Source organism: Streptomyces sp. NPDC088732 (assembly GCF_044751205.1).
Classification (GTDB): domain Bacteria; phylum Actinomycetota; class Actinomycetes; order Streptomycetales; family Streptomycetaceae; genus Actinacidiphila.
In genome coordinates, this window is record NZ_JBIVLI010000005.1 from 225079 (window position 1) to 238460 (window position 13382).

Consider the following 13382-nt stretch of genomic DNA (forward strand, 5'->3'; position numbering starts at 1 on the left):
CCGCGTGGGACAGGGTCCCGGCGAGGCGATGCCGCCCCGGAGGGCAGCCCAGGACAGGGTAGCGGATCAGGGGCGGGGCGGTGCGGACGTGCGCGTCCGCACCGGCCGGCGGTAAAGCGCCGTCAGGCGTCCTCCGCCAGGTCGGCCGCGTCGAGCGCCGAGGTCAGCCGGTCCAGGCGGGTGCGCAGGTCGATGATCTCGTCCAGGCCGAGCCCGGTGGCCGCGGAGATGCGGCGCGGCACCTGGAGCGCGCGCTCGCGCAGGGCGGCGCCGTCCTCGGTGAGGTGGACGGTGACCGAGCGCTCGTCGTCGGCGGAGCGCTCGCGCCGTACGAGGCCTGCCGTGTCCAGGCGCTTCAGCAGCGGGGAGAGCGTGCCGGAGTCGAGGCGCAGGTGCTCGCCGATGCGCTTCACCGGCAGCGGGCCGTGCTCCCACAGCACGAGCATGACGAGGTACTGGGGGTACGTGAGGCCGAGGTCCTTGAGGACGACCCGGTAGACACCGCCGAAGGCGCGGGACGCGGACTGCAACGAGAAGCAGATCTGCTGCTCCAGGCGCAGGTAGTCGTCGCCGGCCCGCGCGGATGCGGATGCGGGGGCAGAGGCAGGGGCGGTCATGGGTCCAGGGTATCCGAAGTGCCCACACTTTAGTTGTGCACAACTGAGTTGTGTGCTCTACTTGGCGCAACGAGTTCGTACGCGATCGAAAGAGGACGGATTCCCATGGACGCGCTGTACACCGCTGTCGCCACCGCCAACGGCCGCGACGGGCGGGCCGTGAGCTCCGACGGCCAGCTCGATCTCGCGCTGGCCATGCCCCCGGCCATGGGCGGCAACGGTCAGGGCACCAACCCCGAGCAGCTCTTCGCCGCCGGCTACGCGGCCTGTTTCGCCAGTGCGCTGGCCCTGGTCGGCCGCCAGGCCAAGGTGGACACGAAGGACATCTCGGTGACCGCCGAGGTTTCGATTGGCAAGGACGAGACGAGCTTCGCCCTGGCCGTGGTGCTCCGGGCCGAGCTGCCGCCGGAGCTGGAGAACGAGACCGGCCACCAGCTGCTGGAGCAGGCCCACGCGGTCTGCCCGTACTCCAAGGCGACCCGCGGCAACATCGACGTCCAGCTCGTCGTCGAGTAGTCGCGATGCCGGGCCCAGGACGGTGGGCCCGCACGACGGAGACGAGGAGGGCCCCGGTCGCCATGGTGCGGCCGGGGCCCTTCCCGTATGCGGCTGAATGTGAGTCAGGTCACAACAGGCGCTGAAATATCCGGGGACGACGTCCCCGTTTACCCTTGTGTCGCGCAAGCGGGGACACGTTCCCCGGATGCGCGGCACCGGACAACCGTCAGGCAGTACACCCGGCACCGTGGGAGAGGAGGACCCGTCATGGTCCAGACCGCCGTGAAGCAGCGCGCGGACGCGACACGCAATCGTGAACGCATCATGGCCGCGGCCCGTGAAGTCCTCCTGGAGTACGGCGCCGACGCACCCCTCGACGAGGTCGCCCGCCGCGCGGGCGTCGGCAACGCGACGGTCTACCGGCACTTCGCCGACCGCCAGGAACTCGCGATCCAGGTGGCGTACTCGGTGATGGACCGGATCGCGGACCGCGCCGAGCGGCTGCTCGCCGAGGAACCGGACCCCTTCGACGCGCTGCGCGCCTTTGTGCACGAAGCCGCCGACGAGCGGGTGGGGGCGCTGTGTCCCATGCTCGTCGCGCGCTTCGGCCAGGGTGATCCGCGCCTGGAGGAGGGCCGCGTCCGTCTGCACGACGGCGTCGCGCGTCTGATGGAGGCTGCTCGCCGGTCCGGACGGCTCCGCGACGACATCGACGTCGGCGATCTGATGGTGGCGATCAGCCAGCTCACCCGGCCGCTGCCGGGATCGCACTGCGACATGGGCCGTTTCATCCACCGGCACCTTCAGTTGTTCGTCGACGGTCTGGAGGCTCCGGCACGTTCGGTGCTGCCCGGATCGTCGGTGACGCTGGACGACCTTCGGGGGCACCACTGAGCCTCCGCCGGCAGCCGCGCGCCGTGGCCGGCCGACCGGTAATTCACTAGCCGACCATTCACCCGTTACGTACTGTAGGTCCCCTTCGTCTTCTCTGGTCCATGAGTCGCGCCCGCCCGCATCGGCGCGCGGCGCCCATGCGGTCTGCAGAGTTCACCGTCGTGCCCGTCTCCCCACCGTTAGTGAGTTCTTCCATGTCAGAAACGGCCCACGCCCAGCGCTGGAAGGCGCTGGCCTTCATCGCGATAGCTCAGCTGATGGTCGTCCTCGACGGCACCATCGTGAACATCGCGCTTCCCACCGCCCAGGTCGACCTGGGCATCTCCGACGCCAACAAGCAGTGGGTCATCACGGCCTACGCGCTCGTCTTCGGCGGACTGCTGCTCTTCGGCGGGCGCATCGCCGACATGTGGGGCCGCCGCCGCACGTTCATCACCGGTCTCATCGGCTTCGCGGCCGCCTCGGCGATCGGTGGCGCCGCGGCCAACGAGGCGGTGCTCTTCGGCGCCCGCGCCCTGCAGGGTGCCTTCGGCGCGCTGCTCGCGCCCGCCGCGCTGTCGCTGCTCGCGGTGATGTTCACCGAGCCCCAGGAGCGCGCCAAGGCGTTCGGCATCTTCGGCGCCATCGCCGGTGGTGGCGGCGCGGTCGGCCTGATCCTCGGTGGCGCGCTGACCGAGTACCTGAACTGGCGCTGGACGTTCTTTGTGAACATCCCCTTCGCCGCCGTCGCCGTCTTCGGTGCGCTCCGGGTCATCCGCGAGCCCGCCGGCAGCCGCAACAACAGCAGCCTCGACATCCCCGGTGCGCTGCTCGCCACCTTGGGTCTGGTCTCGCTGGTCTACGGCTTCACCGTCGCCGAGTCCGACGGCTGGCTCGCGGGCAAGACCATCGCCCTGTTCGTGGTCGCGGTCGTCCTGCTGGTGTCCTTCGTGGTCGTCGAGTCCCGTGTGAAGGCGCCGCTGCTGCCGCTGCGCGTGGTGACCGACCGCAACCGCGCCGGCGTGTACATGTCGCTCGGCCTGGCGATCATCGCCATGTTCGGCCTCTTCCTCTTCCTCGGCTACTACCTCCAGGTCGTGCAGGGCTTCTCCGCCCTGAAGACCGGCTTCGCGTTCCTGCCGATGATCGCGGGCATGATCACCGGCTCGACCCAGATCGGCGCGCGTCTGATGAACCGCGTCCGGCCGCGGCTGCTGATGACCCCCGGCTTCGCGCTGGCGGCCGTGGGCATGCTGATCCTGACCCAGCTCCAGGTCGGCAGCTCCTACGCGGGCCTGATCCTGCCGGCTGAGATCCTGCTCGGCCTCGGCATGGGTACGGCGTTCATGCCGGCCATGAGCCTGGCCACGTACGGTGTGCAGCCGCGTGACGCAGGTGTCGCCTCCGCCATGGTCAACACCTCGCAGCAGGTCGGCGGTGCCATCGGCACCGCGCTGCTCAACACCATCGCGGCCAGCGCCACCACCGCGTGGATCGCCTCCCACGCCGCCGAGGCCCGCACGCTGGGCAAGCAGGGCTTCATCAACGCGGCCGCGGTGCACGGCTACTCGACCGCGATCTGGTGGGCCGCCGGCATCCTGGCGGTGTCGGCGATCATCGCCTTCACCTTCATCAACGCCGGCCACGGCGGCGGCGTCGTGGCGGCGTCGTCCGGGGACGGGGCGGAGGGCAGCGCCGAGGACATCGTCGTTCCCGTGATCGCCCACTGACCCGGACGCCCCCCGGCGCACCGTACGAAGGGCCCCGCTTCCGGACGGAAGCGGGGCCCTTCGGCTTGCGGTGAGCGGGGCGGAGGCTCAGCCGAACTGCACAGACCGCTTGGCCAGACCCATCCAGAAGCCGTCGATGACGCTGCGCTGCGCGGCGAGATCGTCCTCGGCCGCGCCCATGGCGACGAAGAGCGGGGCGAAGTGCTCGGTGCGCGGGTGGGCGAGGGTGCCCGCAGGGGAGGTGTGCGAGAAGTCCAGCAGCGCGTCCACGTCCTGGGCGTCCAGCGCCCGCCGACCCCAGTCGTCGAACTCGGCCGACCAGCCGGGGACGCCACCGGCGTGCCGCAGCGCGGCCAGGTTGTGCGTGAAGAAGCCGCTGCCGACGATCAGCACGCCCTCGTCGCGGAGCGGGGCCAGCCTCCGCCCGATGTCCATCAGCCGCTGCGGGTCGAGCGTGGGCATCGAGACCTGCAGCACGGGGATGTCCGCGCCCGGGAACATCTCCACGAGCGGCACGTACGCCCCGTGATCCAGACCCCGGTCCGGGATGTCCTGCACCGGGATGCCCGGGCCGCGCAGCAGCTTGCGCACCGACTCGGCCAGCGCGGGCGCGCCGGGGGCCGCGTACTTGACCTCGTAGTAGTGCTGGGGGAAGCCCCAGAAGTCGTACACCAGCGGGACGGTGGTGGTCGCGCCGAGCGCGAGCGGGGCCTCCTCCCAGTGCGCGGAGATCATCAGGATCGCCGTGGGGCGGGGGAACCCGGCCGACCAGGCGGCCAGTTCACCCGGCCACACGGGGTCGTCGGCGAGCGGCGGGGCGCCGTGCGACAGGTAGAGGGCGGGCATGCGCATGGGGGGCCTCCTCAGGCCGGGAGGTCGAGGGTGTGGTGGGTGTGCTCGGCCTTGGCGCGCAGATAGCGGACGTTGGCCGGCGAGAGGTGCACGGCGGTCGGCACGCGTTCGGCGACCGCGACACCGAGGGCGGACAACTGCTCCGCCTTGTCGGGGTTGTTGCTGAGCAGACGGATCGTGTCCACGCCGAGCGCGCCGAGCATCTGGGCGGCGGCGGTGTAGTCGCGCTCGTCGTCGGCCCGGCCGAGGGCGCGGTTGGCGGCGTAGGTGTCCAGGCCCCGGTCCTGGAGGGCGTACGCGTCCAGCTTGGCGTACAGGCCGATGCCGCGGCCCTCCTGGCGCAGGTAGAGCAGATAACCGCCCTCGGCGGCGATGCGCTCGGCCGCCTCCCGCAACTGGGGCCCGCAGTCGCAGCGCTGGGAACCGAACACGTCGCCCGTCAGGCACTCGGAGTGCGGTCGCACGAGCGGTACCGGCGCCCCCTCGTGATCGCCGAGGCCGAGCGCGATGTGCTCCTTGCCGTCGGCGAGGCCGGTGAAGGTGAGAACGTCGGCGGAGGTCGTCCAGCCGTCGGCGAAGCGCAGCGGGACGCTCACGCGGGTACGGATCGCGGCCTGGGGGAGCGCGGGTGAGGTGGTCATCGGTTCCTGGAGCTCCTTGCCCGGTGTTTCTTGAACTTTCAAGCGAGCAGGGTGGACGGTACCCCTAATTGCTTGAGGTTTCAAGATAAATTCGTACCATGGGCACATGACGACGAGCAGGACCGAACCCCGCTGGCTGAGCGAGGAGGAGCAGCGCGCCTGGCGCGCCTACATGGCATCGACCCAGCTGGTCTCCGACGCCCTGGACCGGCAGCTCCAGCGCGACGCGAACATGCCGCACGCCTACTACTCGCTGCTGGTGTGGCTCTCGGAGACGCCCGAGCGCCGGATGCGGATGACGGAGCTCGCGGAACGCTCGAAGATTACGCGCAGCCGGCTTTCGCATGCCATAGCGCGGCTGGAGGAGAACGGCTGGGTGCGGCGCGAGAGCTGCCCGTCCGACCGGCGCGGCCAGCTCGCCGTCCTGACGGACGAGGGCTTCGCGGCGCTCGCCGCCGCCGCGCCCGGGCACGTCGAGGCGGTGCGCGGGGCGATTTTCGACCGCCTCTCGCCGGAGCAGACCCGGCAACTGGGCGAGATCTGCCGGACCATCGCGGAAGGACTCCAGCCCGGGAAGGGGACGGTCTCGGACCTGCCCTGGCTGCGCTGACCGGCGCCCGGCGCCCGGCGGCTCCGAAGGGCGCGGCCGGGAGGGGCCCGGGTCAGGCGACGGGCGTCAGCTCCTTCTCGTACCAGGCGACGTCCCAGTAGCGGCCGAACTTCCGGCCGACCTCGCGGAAGACGCCGACCGGGCGGAAGCCGAACCGGGCGTGCAGCCGCGCCGAGGCCTCGTTGGGCAGGGCGATGCCCGCGTACGCGCGGTGCACGTCCTCGTTCCGCAGAGCCTGGAAGAGCGCGGTGTAGAGCAGGCTGCCCACACCCAGGCCGACCGCGCCGGGGGCGCAGTACACAGAGGTCTCCACCGAGGTCGCGTAGGCCGCCCTCGGGCGGAACGGGCTGCTCGTCGCATAGCCGAGGAGGTGGCCGGCCGGGGCCGGGGTGTCCGGAGTTGCGGCCGATTCGAGGGTTTCTGTGGATTCGAGGGCAACCAAAAGGCGGTGCGGTCCGTCTTTCGGGTGGGAGAGCAGCCATGGACGGCGCTGTTCCAGGGAAAGCGGTTCCAGGTCGAAGGTGACGGGCGTCTCGCGGACGTAGTGGTTGTAGAGCTCGGTGAGGGCCCGCAGGTCCTCCTCCCGACCCGGTCTGACCTGCACTTCCGGGGGCTTCGGCAATGATCCACCTCTCGCTGTGGCCGGACAGGGTACTGCAAGATCGTAAAAAATGGGGCTGCGCATGGGAATTGTGTCCGGATTCCAGTCGTTATCACTTTTCGAGTGGGCAGCCGAGAGGTAGTCGCGAAGCTGCTGAGAGGCGGCTCATTCGACCGACACCCGACCGAACCTTCGCAAGGGAGCACGCATGGCAACCCGTGCCGTCGCCCGCAGCACCAACGGCGGGAAGAGCAGCGCCCGCGCGCACGGCCACGGCGAGATGGCCGACCGCGACCTCGTCGGCATGTACCTCGACGAGATCGCGCGCACGCCGTTGCTCGACGCCGCGCAGGAAGTCGAGCTTTCCAGGGCGATCGAGGCCGGCGTCTACGCCGAGCAGCTCCTCGCAGGCGAGGAGCTGGGTTCGGGAGGCGGCGCCGACCGCGAGGAACTGGAGGCGATAGCCGCCGCAGGTGCGCGGGCCAAGGACGTCTTCATCCGGTCCAACCTGCGTCTTGTCGTCGCCGTCGCGCGACGTTATCCGCGCAGCGGCCTTCCGCTGCTGGACCTGATCCAGGAAGGCAACGCGGGCCTGGTCCGCGCCGTCGAGAAGTTCGACTACGCCAAGGGCTTCAAGTTCTCCACGTACGCGACATGGTGGATCCGCCAGGCGATCACCCGGTCCATCGCGGACCAGTCGCGCACGATCCGGCTCCCCGTCCACCTGGTGGAGGAGCTGGGGCGTGTGCGCAGGGTGCAGCGCGAGTTCAACCGTGAGCACGGACGCGACCCGGAGCCCGCGGAGATCGCCGCCGAACTCGACTCCACCCCGGAGCGCATCGCCGATGTGCTGGACTGGGCGCGCGACCCCGTGAGCCTCAACATGTCCGTGGACGACGAGGGCGAGACCCAGTTCGGCGATCTGGTCGAGGACACCTCGGCGGCCTCGCCGGAGGACTCCGTGCTCGTCATGCTGCGGCGTGAGGAACTGGAGGACCTGATCGACCGGCTCGACGACCGGACCGCGTCCATCATCCGGGCGCGCTACGGGATCGTGGACGGCCGCGAGCGGACGCTGACCGAGGTCGGCAAGCAGCACGGCCTGACCCGTGAACGGATCCGGCAGATCGAGAAGCACGCCCTGGCCGACCTGAAGCGCATGGCGCGCCAGACGGGGCTGTCCATCGAGGCGGCCTGACCCCCCGGCGGGCGTCCTTTGCGGCGCCCGCACCTACCCCCCACCCAAGACTCGGGCTCCGGTGCCACCCCCCTGCACCGGGGCCCGACCCCTGTCCGGAGCGGGCCGGCCCGGTACGGGACCCCCGTACCCTGGAGCCCATGAGCAGTTCCGATCCCCACCCCGCCGCGCAGCCCGCACCCGACCGGCCGCGTGAACCACGCGACCCCGCGACGGCGCTGGTCTTCGACGACCCGCTGGACCGGCAGTCGAGCGACGACACCGACGCCGGCTGGGGCGACCGGCAGGGGCAGGGCGGTGCGGGAGATCTCGCGCGCTTCCTCGACGAGAAGCCCCCGCACCACATCTGAGACGGACATGCGCGCCCGTGCGCGCCGCGCCTACTGGCGCGTCCGGTTCCCGCCGCCGTGGTCGTAGGGCGACGGGATGGTGTGACCGCCGCCGTTGCCCTGCTGGCGGGCGAGCAGGTCGCGGATCTCGGTGAGCAGTTCCAGCTCGGTCGGGCCGGGCAGCGCCTCCTCCTTGCCTGTCTTGCGGCGCTCGTTGAGCTTGTTCATCGGGAGGATCAGCAGGAAGTACACGACCGCGGCCGTGATCAGGAAGGTCAGCGCGGCACCGGCGACGGAGCCCCACAGCAGGCCCACGCCCTTCGTGAGCTCGCCGCCGGAGGCGACACAGGGCTTCTCGATGCAGACGATGTAGCCGTCGAGGTTCTTGGTGCCGATGGCACCGATCACCGGGTTGATGAGGCCCTTCACGAACGCATCGACGATCTTGCTGAACGCCGCGCCGACGACGACGGCGACAGCGAGCTCGACGACATTGCCACGCAGAAGGAAGGCTTTGAAGCCCTTCAAGGGACGATTTCCTTTCGAACGACCGTGCATGTTCGGCCTACGGAACCCTGACGCGTCAGCGGGCCCACCACGGGACGGACGGCGGAACCCTGGGGTCCGTGAGCGGTTCGGCCTCTGAGGGTACGGGCTTGGGCGCCGCGCGACACACCCCTGTCCGACCCGCCCCCTCCGCCCCGGGGGTCCGGGCCCGCGGCCACCGTCCGTGGCCGTCGCCTTCACCGCAGCGCCAGGGACAAAGGGGTCCCCGCTGCGGCCCCGGAGAGCGCGGCGGCCGTGTCGCGCGGGACCGAGAGCACGATCAGCGCCCCGTCCGCGCCGCCGCCCGCGCCGTCCTGGCCGAGCACACCGGAGAACCCGTCGGACTCCCGTGGTACGTCCACCACGGGCGCGGCCCGCGCGACGATGCGCGCCGCGGCCATCACGTCCACCCGGTCGCCGGGGCGCACGAGCCGTACCGCCTCCGCGTCCGCGATCCGCACGGGCGCGCGCACCGTGTCACGCGCCGCGGCGGCCACCGCGGGCGCGGGCCCCGCCCGGCCGGACCACGCGGGCCGAGGGGCCTCCCGGGGCGCGGTGGCCGCAACTGCCGCGGCCGTCATGGCAAGTCCCGCCGCCACCACCCGGCGGCGCCGGCGCAGCAGCCGCCGTAAGCGGTGGCTCCCGCCGCCCGCCCTGATCGGCGCGAAATCCGGAACCGTGCGCGGTGCCGGAGCCCCGGCGCCCGACCGGGAGATCGCACCCGCTGTCGCTGGTGCCGCCATTGCCGCCACATCGCCCACGCTGTTCACGCTGTTCACCCGGTTCACGCTCTTCTCACCCATCACTGGGGCCACCTCCGCCACTTGCTGACCGCTTGCCGGCCACGTGCCGTCACTTGTTCTCGCCGCTTTCGCCGCCGCTCTCGTCGTCGGACCGGCACGGACCACGATGCCCCACCGCGCCGACGGCCGTTCCGGGCCTGTGGATTACTCACCGGTTGTGGATAACTTCGTCGCCCGGTCGAGGGGACCGCGGATTCAGACCTGGCGGCACGGCCCGGGCGGTGATGTGCTGGAGAGCGAAACGAAGCGCCTGAGCCCGACAACGGGAGGTGGTCGACGTGCCCAGGCAGACCTTGCACGACGGCCTGTCCGGAAACTCCAGGTCCCACCCCGGCGACGTGTCCCGCCGCGTCGCGGAGCGGCGGGAGCAATTGGGGCTCAGCCGCGAGGAAGTGGCCACACGGGCCGGGATGACCCCGGGCTATGTGCGCTACGTGGAGGAGCAGTGCCACCACAGCATCGGCACCAACGCCCTGCTCCGTCTCGCGGGCGCGTTGCGGACCACGGCCAGCCGCCTGCTCGGGGGTGACCTCGAAAGCTGTCCCGACGATGTGGTGACCGGCCAGCCGGTGCCCTGCGACCTGGGCGCGGACGAGTGCTGGACCCGGCTGTCGGGGCAGGACGTCGGCAGGGTCGCGCTGACCACCGCCACGGGCCATCCCGCCGTACTGCCGGTCATCTACTCCGTCGTCGAGGGCACCATCGTCTACCGCACGGCGCCGCACACCCCGCCGGCCGCCGGGCGGGGCACCGAGGTCGCCTTCGAGGTCGATCGGTTCGACGCGTCCCTCAGCGCCGGCTGGAGCGTGCTGCTTCTCGGGAACGTCGAGCACGTCACCGACTCCGACGAGGTGCGCGCGCTCGCCAGGGACGCCCACCCCGACCCGTGGGCCGACGGCACCCACGACCTGTGGATACGGATCGTCCCCTCGAACGTCACGGGGTGCCTGATACGCGTCGACTGAAGCCGGGAGCCGGGAGCCGGGAGCCGGGAGCCGGGAGCCCGGAGCCGCCCGCCGCCCGCCGTCAGCCCGGGACGAGCACGGCGGCGCCGTTGACGCGGTCGGCGGCCAGATCCGCCAGGGCACGGTCCGCGTGGTCCATCGGGTACGGGGTGGCCGTCACCCGGATCCCGATCCTGGCCGCCAGGGCCAGGAACTCCTGTCCGTCCTGTCTGGTGTTGGAGGTGACACTGCGCAGATTCCGTTCCTGGAACAGATGGCGCTGGTAGTTGAGCGAGGGGATGTCCGTGAGGTGGATGCCGGCGACGGCCAGCGTGCCGCCCCGGTCCAGCGCCTCCAGGGCGACCGGCACCAGGTCGCCGACGGGCGCGAAGAGGATGGCCGCGTCGAGCGGTTCCGGGGGGCGGGCGTCGGCACCGGCCGCCGAGGCCGCACCGAGTTCCAGCGCGAGTTCGCGGGCCTTCTGGGACCGGGTGAGCACATGCACCGTCGCTCCCTCGGCCAGGGCGACCTGCGCGGCGATGTGCGCCGACGCCCCGAAGCCGTAGATGCCCAGCCGTCCGCCGTGCGGCAGGTCACTGCGGCGCAGTGCGCGATAGCCGATGATCCCGGCGCACAGCAGGGGCGCGAGGTGCACGGCGTCGTGGCCGTCGGCGTCCTCGGGCAGCGCGTATGCGTAGTCCTCCGGGACGGTGGTGAAGTCCGCGAAGCCGCCGTCCGCGTCCCAGCCGGTGTAGACGGAGAACGGGCACAGGTTCTCCCGTCCGGACCGGCAGTAGGCGCAGTTCCCACAGGTGCCGCGCAGCCAGGCCACACCGACCCGGTCGCCCTCGGCGAAGCGGGCGGCGAGATCGCCCATGGCGACGACCCGCCCGACGACCTCGTGCCCCGGCACGGTCTCCCGGCGGTGCGGGGGCAGGTCCCCCTCGGCCAGATGGAGATCGGTCCGGCAGACGCCGCACGCCTCGACGCGCAGCAGCAGCTCCGTCGGTCCCGGCACCGGCTTCGGCCGGGCGACGCGCACCAACGGCTCCGTGATCATGGGCCCGGGCCGGTCGACGACCCAACCGCTCAGCATGTCTCCAGTCTGTGGCCCGCAGCCGTCGCCGCGCACGGTGAAACCGGCCGGGGGCGATACCGGCGGCAGGGCCGCCCGCCACGGCCCGGTTCACCCTGCCCGTCCCGCTCACCCCGCGAGCGGGCGTACGCCGAAGGCCCCCGGTCGTTGCCGACGGGGGCCTTCACCCGAAAGTGGGGCGCCGCTCGGGCGGATCCGCGTGTGCGGACACGCGAAGCCCTCCGCTCAGGCGGCGGAGGTGCTCGCCGAGCTGGACGAGGAGCCGCCGGTGCCCGAGGACGAACCCGTCGAAGAGGACGAGGACGACGACGAAGACGCGGACGACTTCGACTCGGAACCGCTGCCGGCCTTGGCCGCCGGGGCGCTGCTGGACGACGAGCCGCGGCTGTCGGTCCGGTAGAAACCGGAACCCTTGAAGACAACGCCGACCGCGGAGAAGACCTTGCGCAGGCGGCCGTGGCACGCCGGGCACTCGGTGAGCGCGTCGTCGCTGAACTTCTGCACCGCCTCGAGGCCCTCGCCGCACTCGGTGCACTGGTACTGGTAGGTCGGCACTTGCTCCTCCTGGCACTCTGACTCAGTGAGTGCTAACGACGGTCAATAGTGCAGCATTCCGCGGCGTCAGTCCACCGTGACCGGCACTCGGTGACCGATACCACTGCCGTCCCCACGTGCCGCGACCAGTCCCGCGGACTGCGGAGCGAGCCTGCCGCGCAGTGCCAGCAAGGTGATCAGCGCCAGTGCGGTACCGGCCAGGGGCACGGTGAATCCGGCGCTCGCACCGATGCCGTCCGCGAGCCGGCCGGCCGCCGTGGCCGCCGCCGCCTGCCCGAGCGCGACCGCGCCCGTCAGCCAAGTGAACGCCTCCGTGCGGACCTGCGCGGGCACCAGCGACTCCACCAGGGTGTAGCCGGTGATCAGTGCCGGGGCGATGGTCAGCCCGACGAGCAGCCCGAGCCCGCCGAGCAGCGGCACGGCGTGTGCCGCCCACAGCATCGAGGTGGCCGCGGTCAGCGCGGTGTAGCCGATGACCATCCGCCGCCGGGGCCCGGACTTCCAGGCCACCGCGCCGCAGACGATGCCGGCCAGCATGTTCCCGGCGGCGAAGGTGCCGTACAGCAGGCCGTTGATGTCCGGCCGGCCGATCTCCTCGGTGAAGGCCGTCATGGAGACCTGCATGCCGCCGAAGACCGCGCCGATGCCGAGGAAGGCGACCGCGAGGACCCGCACGCCCGGCACGGTCAGCGCCGAGGGCTGCCGTCCGCGGGTGCCGCCCGTGGCGCGGGCGGCCGGCGCGGGCGCGGTCCGTCGCTGCGCGGCGAAGACCAGGCCGCCCGCCAGGGTCAGCCCGGCTTCGGCCAGCAGCCCGGCCGCCGGGTGGACGCCGGTGCACAGGGCCGTGGCCAGCACCGGGCCGATGACGAAGGTGAACTCGTCGGTCACCGACTCGAAGGCTGCGGCGGTCGGCAGCAGCGGGGACTTCTCCGGCAGGGTGGCCGCCCAGCGTGCGCGCACCATGGGCCCGACCTGCGGCACCGAGGCACCCGCCGGCACCGCGACCGCCAGCAGTGCCCACAGGGGGGCGTGCGCGAGGGCGAGCAGTGACAGCAGCGTCACGGCGGCCGTGTGCACGAGCACGCCGGGTACGAGCACCGCGCCCTGCCCGAAGCGGTCGGCGAGCTTGCCGCTCTGCGGGGCGAACAGCGCCATGGCGACGCCGGTGACGGCGGACACGGCTCCCGCGGTGCCGTAGGAGCCGGTCGTGTGCTGCACGAGCAGCACGATGCCGATCGTGAGCATCGCGAAAGGCTGCCGGGCGGTGAAGCCGGGCAGCAGGAACGTCCACGCTCCGGGCGTGCGCAGCAGCTGTCCGTAGCCGGGCCGTCCCGCGCCGGACGACGCACGGTCCCGGCGCGCCTTGTGCGGCGTACGAGGTGAGGGACGGGGAGAACCGGAGGATCGATCGACCGTGGATGCCACGGCCCGGGCCTTTCTGCCGCCTGGTAGCGCACCCTGGACGTCTGGTCGCGTACGGTGCGCCGAG

16 protein-coding genes are annotated in these 13382 nt (G+C 71.8%); 7 read left to right on the top strand and 9 right to left on the bottom strand.

The genetic code is table 11. The features are described from left to right. Positions 1-122: 122 nt before the first annotated feature. Positions 123-617: a MarR family winged helix-turn-helix transcriptional regulator gene (locus ACIP9H_RS11410; protein ID WP_401587414.1), complete on the bottom strand. Its 495-nt coding sequence runs from the start codon at positions 615-617 to the stop codon at positions 123-125. A gap of 105 nt (positions 618-722) precedes the next feature. On the opposite strand from ACIP9H_RS11410, the gene ACIP9H_RS11415 reads away from it, so the two are divergent. The 3 genes from ACIP9H_RS11415 to ACIP9H_RS11425 all read left to right on the top strand — a co-directional run bounded on the left by ACIP9H_RS11415 (position 723) and on the right by ACIP9H_RS11425 (position 3718). Then, entirely contained in the window at positions 723-1133 is a 411-nt protein-coding gene (locus tag ACIP9H_RS11415) for an organic hydroperoxide resistance protein (protein ID WP_401958882.1), read from the top strand. Between the two features lie 249 nt (positions 1134-1382). Next, positions 1383-2009, top strand: coding sequence for a TetR/AcrR family transcriptional regulator (locus tag ACIP9H_RS11420; protein ID WP_401587419.1), 627 nt, complete (start codon positions 1383-1385; stop codon positions 2007-2009). A gap of 194 nt (positions 2010-2203) precedes the next feature. Beyond that, positions 2204-3718 carry an MFS transporter gene (locus ACIP9H_RS11425; RefSeq protein ID WP_401587421.1) on the top strand — a complete coding sequence of 505 codons (1515 nt, stop codon included), beginning with the start codon at positions 2204-2206 and terminating at the stop codon, positions 3716-3718. Between the two features lie 87 nt (positions 3719-3805). Here ACIP9H_RS11425 and ACIP9H_RS11430 read toward each other — a convergent pair whose 3' ends face one another. Both ACIP9H_RS11430 and ribA read right to left on the bottom strand, forming a co-directional pair. Further along, positions 3806-4564: a dioxygenase gene (locus ACIP9H_RS11430; protein WP_401587978.1), complete on the bottom strand. Its 759-nt coding sequence runs from the start codon at positions 4562-4564 to the stop codon at positions 3806-3808. A 17-nt stretch (positions 4565-4581) separates the two neighbouring features. Beyond that, a complete protein-coding gene (ribA, locus tag ACIP9H_RS11435; RefSeq protein WP_401958885.1) occupies positions 4582-5211 on the bottom strand; it encodes a GTP cyclohydrolase II in 630 nt (209 codons plus the stop codon). 106 nt (positions 5212-5317) lie between these two features. Here ribA and ACIP9H_RS11440 point away from each other — a divergent pair, with 106 nt between their 5' ends. Next, positions 5318-5821 (top strand): MarR family winged helix-turn-helix transcriptional regulator, encoded by a 504-nt coding sequence (locus tag ACIP9H_RS11440; RefSeq protein WP_401958887.1) that lies wholly within the window; start codon positions 5318-5320, stop codon positions 5819-5821. Between the two features lie 52 nt (positions 5822-5873). Here ACIP9H_RS11440 and ACIP9H_RS11445 read toward each other — a convergent pair whose 3' ends face one another. Continuing rightward, positions 5874-6443 carry a GNAT family N-acetyltransferase gene (locus ACIP9H_RS11445; protein WP_401958889.1) on the bottom strand — a complete coding sequence of 190 codons (570 nt, stop codon included), beginning with the start codon at positions 6441-6443 and terminating at the stop codon, positions 5874-5876. Between the two features lie 187 nt (positions 6444-6630). Here ACIP9H_RS11445 and ACIP9H_RS11450 point away from each other — a divergent pair, with 187 nt between their 5' ends. Together ACIP9H_RS11450 and ACIP9H_RS11455 are read left to right on the top strand one after the other, a co-directional pair. After that, entirely contained in the window at positions 6631-7620 is a 990-nt protein-coding gene (locus ACIP9H_RS11450; protein WP_360916382.1) for a sigma-70 family RNA polymerase sigma factor, read from the top strand. A 140-nt stretch (positions 7621-7760) separates the two neighbouring features. Further along, positions 7761-7970: a hypothetical protein gene (locus tag ACIP9H_RS11455; RefSeq protein WP_401587433.1), complete on the top strand. Its 210-nt coding sequence runs from the start codon at positions 7761-7763 to the stop codon at positions 7968-7970. A gap of 30 nt (positions 7971-8000) precedes the next feature. Here ACIP9H_RS11455 and mscL read toward each other — a convergent pair whose 3' ends face one another. After that, positions 8001-8477, bottom strand: coding sequence for a large conductance mechanosensitive channel protein MscL (gene mscL / locus ACIP9H_RS11460; protein ID WP_401587436.1), 477 nt, complete (start codon positions 8475-8477; stop codon positions 8001-8003). Positions 8478-8692: 215 nt separating this feature from the next. After that, on the bottom strand, positions 8693-9298 hold the full coding sequence (locus ACIP9H_RS11465; protein WP_401587439.1) for a hypothetical protein: 606 nt from the start codon (positions 9296-9298) through the stop codon (positions 8693-8695). A 278-nt stretch (positions 9299-9576) separates the two neighbouring features. On the opposite strand from ACIP9H_RS11465, the gene ACIP9H_RS11470 reads away from it, so the two are divergent. Continuing rightward, complete coding sequence (locus ACIP9H_RS11470) at positions 9577-10263, top strand: helix-turn-helix domain-containing protein (protein WP_401587442.1); 687 nt, start codon at positions 9577-9579, stop codon at positions 10261-10263. 61 nt (positions 10264-10324) lie between these two features. Here the strand turns inward: ACIP9H_RS11470 and ACIP9H_RS11475 are convergent, their stop codons facing one another. The 3 genes from ACIP9H_RS11475 to ACIP9H_RS11485 all read right to left on the bottom strand — a co-directional run bounded on the left by ACIP9H_RS11475 (position 10325) and on the right by ACIP9H_RS11485 (position 13204). Beyond that, on the bottom strand, positions 10325-11335 hold the full coding sequence (locus ACIP9H_RS11475; protein WP_401587981.1) for a zinc-binding alcohol dehydrogenase family protein: 1011 nt from the start codon (positions 11333-11335) through the stop codon (positions 10325-10327). Between the two features lie 228 nt (positions 11336-11563). Next, a complete protein-coding gene (locus tag ACIP9H_RS11480) occupies positions 11564-11893 on the bottom strand; it encodes an FmdB family zinc ribbon protein (protein ID WP_401587444.1) in 330 nt (109 codons plus the stop codon). A gap of 66 nt (positions 11894-11959) precedes the next feature. Beyond that, positions 11960-13204, bottom strand: a complete 1245-nt coding sequence (locus tag ACIP9H_RS11485) for an MFS transporter (protein WP_401587984.1) — start codon at positions 13202-13204, stop codon at positions 11960-11962. Positions 13205-13382 lie beyond the last annotated feature (178 nt).

Excerpts from the sequence above, each read along its gene's own strand:
- ACIP9H_RS11440 (WP_401958887.1), top strand. The coding sequence starts at position 5,318 with ATGACGACGAGCAGGACCGAACCCCGCTGGCTGAGCGAGGAGGAGCAG.
- ACIP9H_RS11420 (WP_401587419.1), top strand. The coding sequence starts at position 1,383 with ATGGTCCAGACCGCCGTGAAGCAGCGCGCGGACGCGACACGCAATCGT.
- ACIP9H_RS11450 (WP_360916382.1), top strand. The coding sequence starts at position 6,631 with ATGGCAACCCGTGCCGTCGCCCGCAGCACCAACGGCGGGAAGAGCAGC.
- ACIP9H_RS11430 (WP_401587978.1), bottom strand. The coding sequence starts at position 4,564 with ATGCCCGCCCTCTACCTGTCGCACGGCGCCCCGCCGCTCGCCGACGAC.
- ACIP9H_RS11410 (WP_401587414.1), bottom strand. The coding sequence starts at position 617 with ATGACCGCCCCTGCCTCTGCCCCCGCATCCGCATCCGCGCGGGCCGGC.
- ribA (WP_401958885.1), bottom strand. The coding sequence starts at position 5,211 with ATGACCACCTCACCCGCGCTCCCCCAGGCCGCGATCCGTACCCGCGTG.
- ACIP9H_RS11415 (WP_401958882.1), top strand. The coding sequence starts at position 723 with ATGGACGCGCTGTACACCGCTGTCGCCACCGCCAACGGCCGCGACGGG.
- ACIP9H_RS11425 (WP_401587421.1), top strand. The coding sequence starts at position 2,204 with ATGTCAGAAACGGCCCACGCCCAGCGCTGGAAGGCGCTGGCCTTCATC.
- ACIP9H_RS11465 (WP_401587439.1), bottom strand. The coding sequence starts at position 9,298 with ATGGGTGAGAAGAGCGTGAACCGGGTGAACAGCGTGAACAGCGTGGGC.
- ACIP9H_RS11455 (WP_401587433.1), top strand. The coding sequence starts at position 7,761 with ATGAGCAGTTCCGATCCCCACCCCGCCGCGCAGCCCGCACCCGACCGG.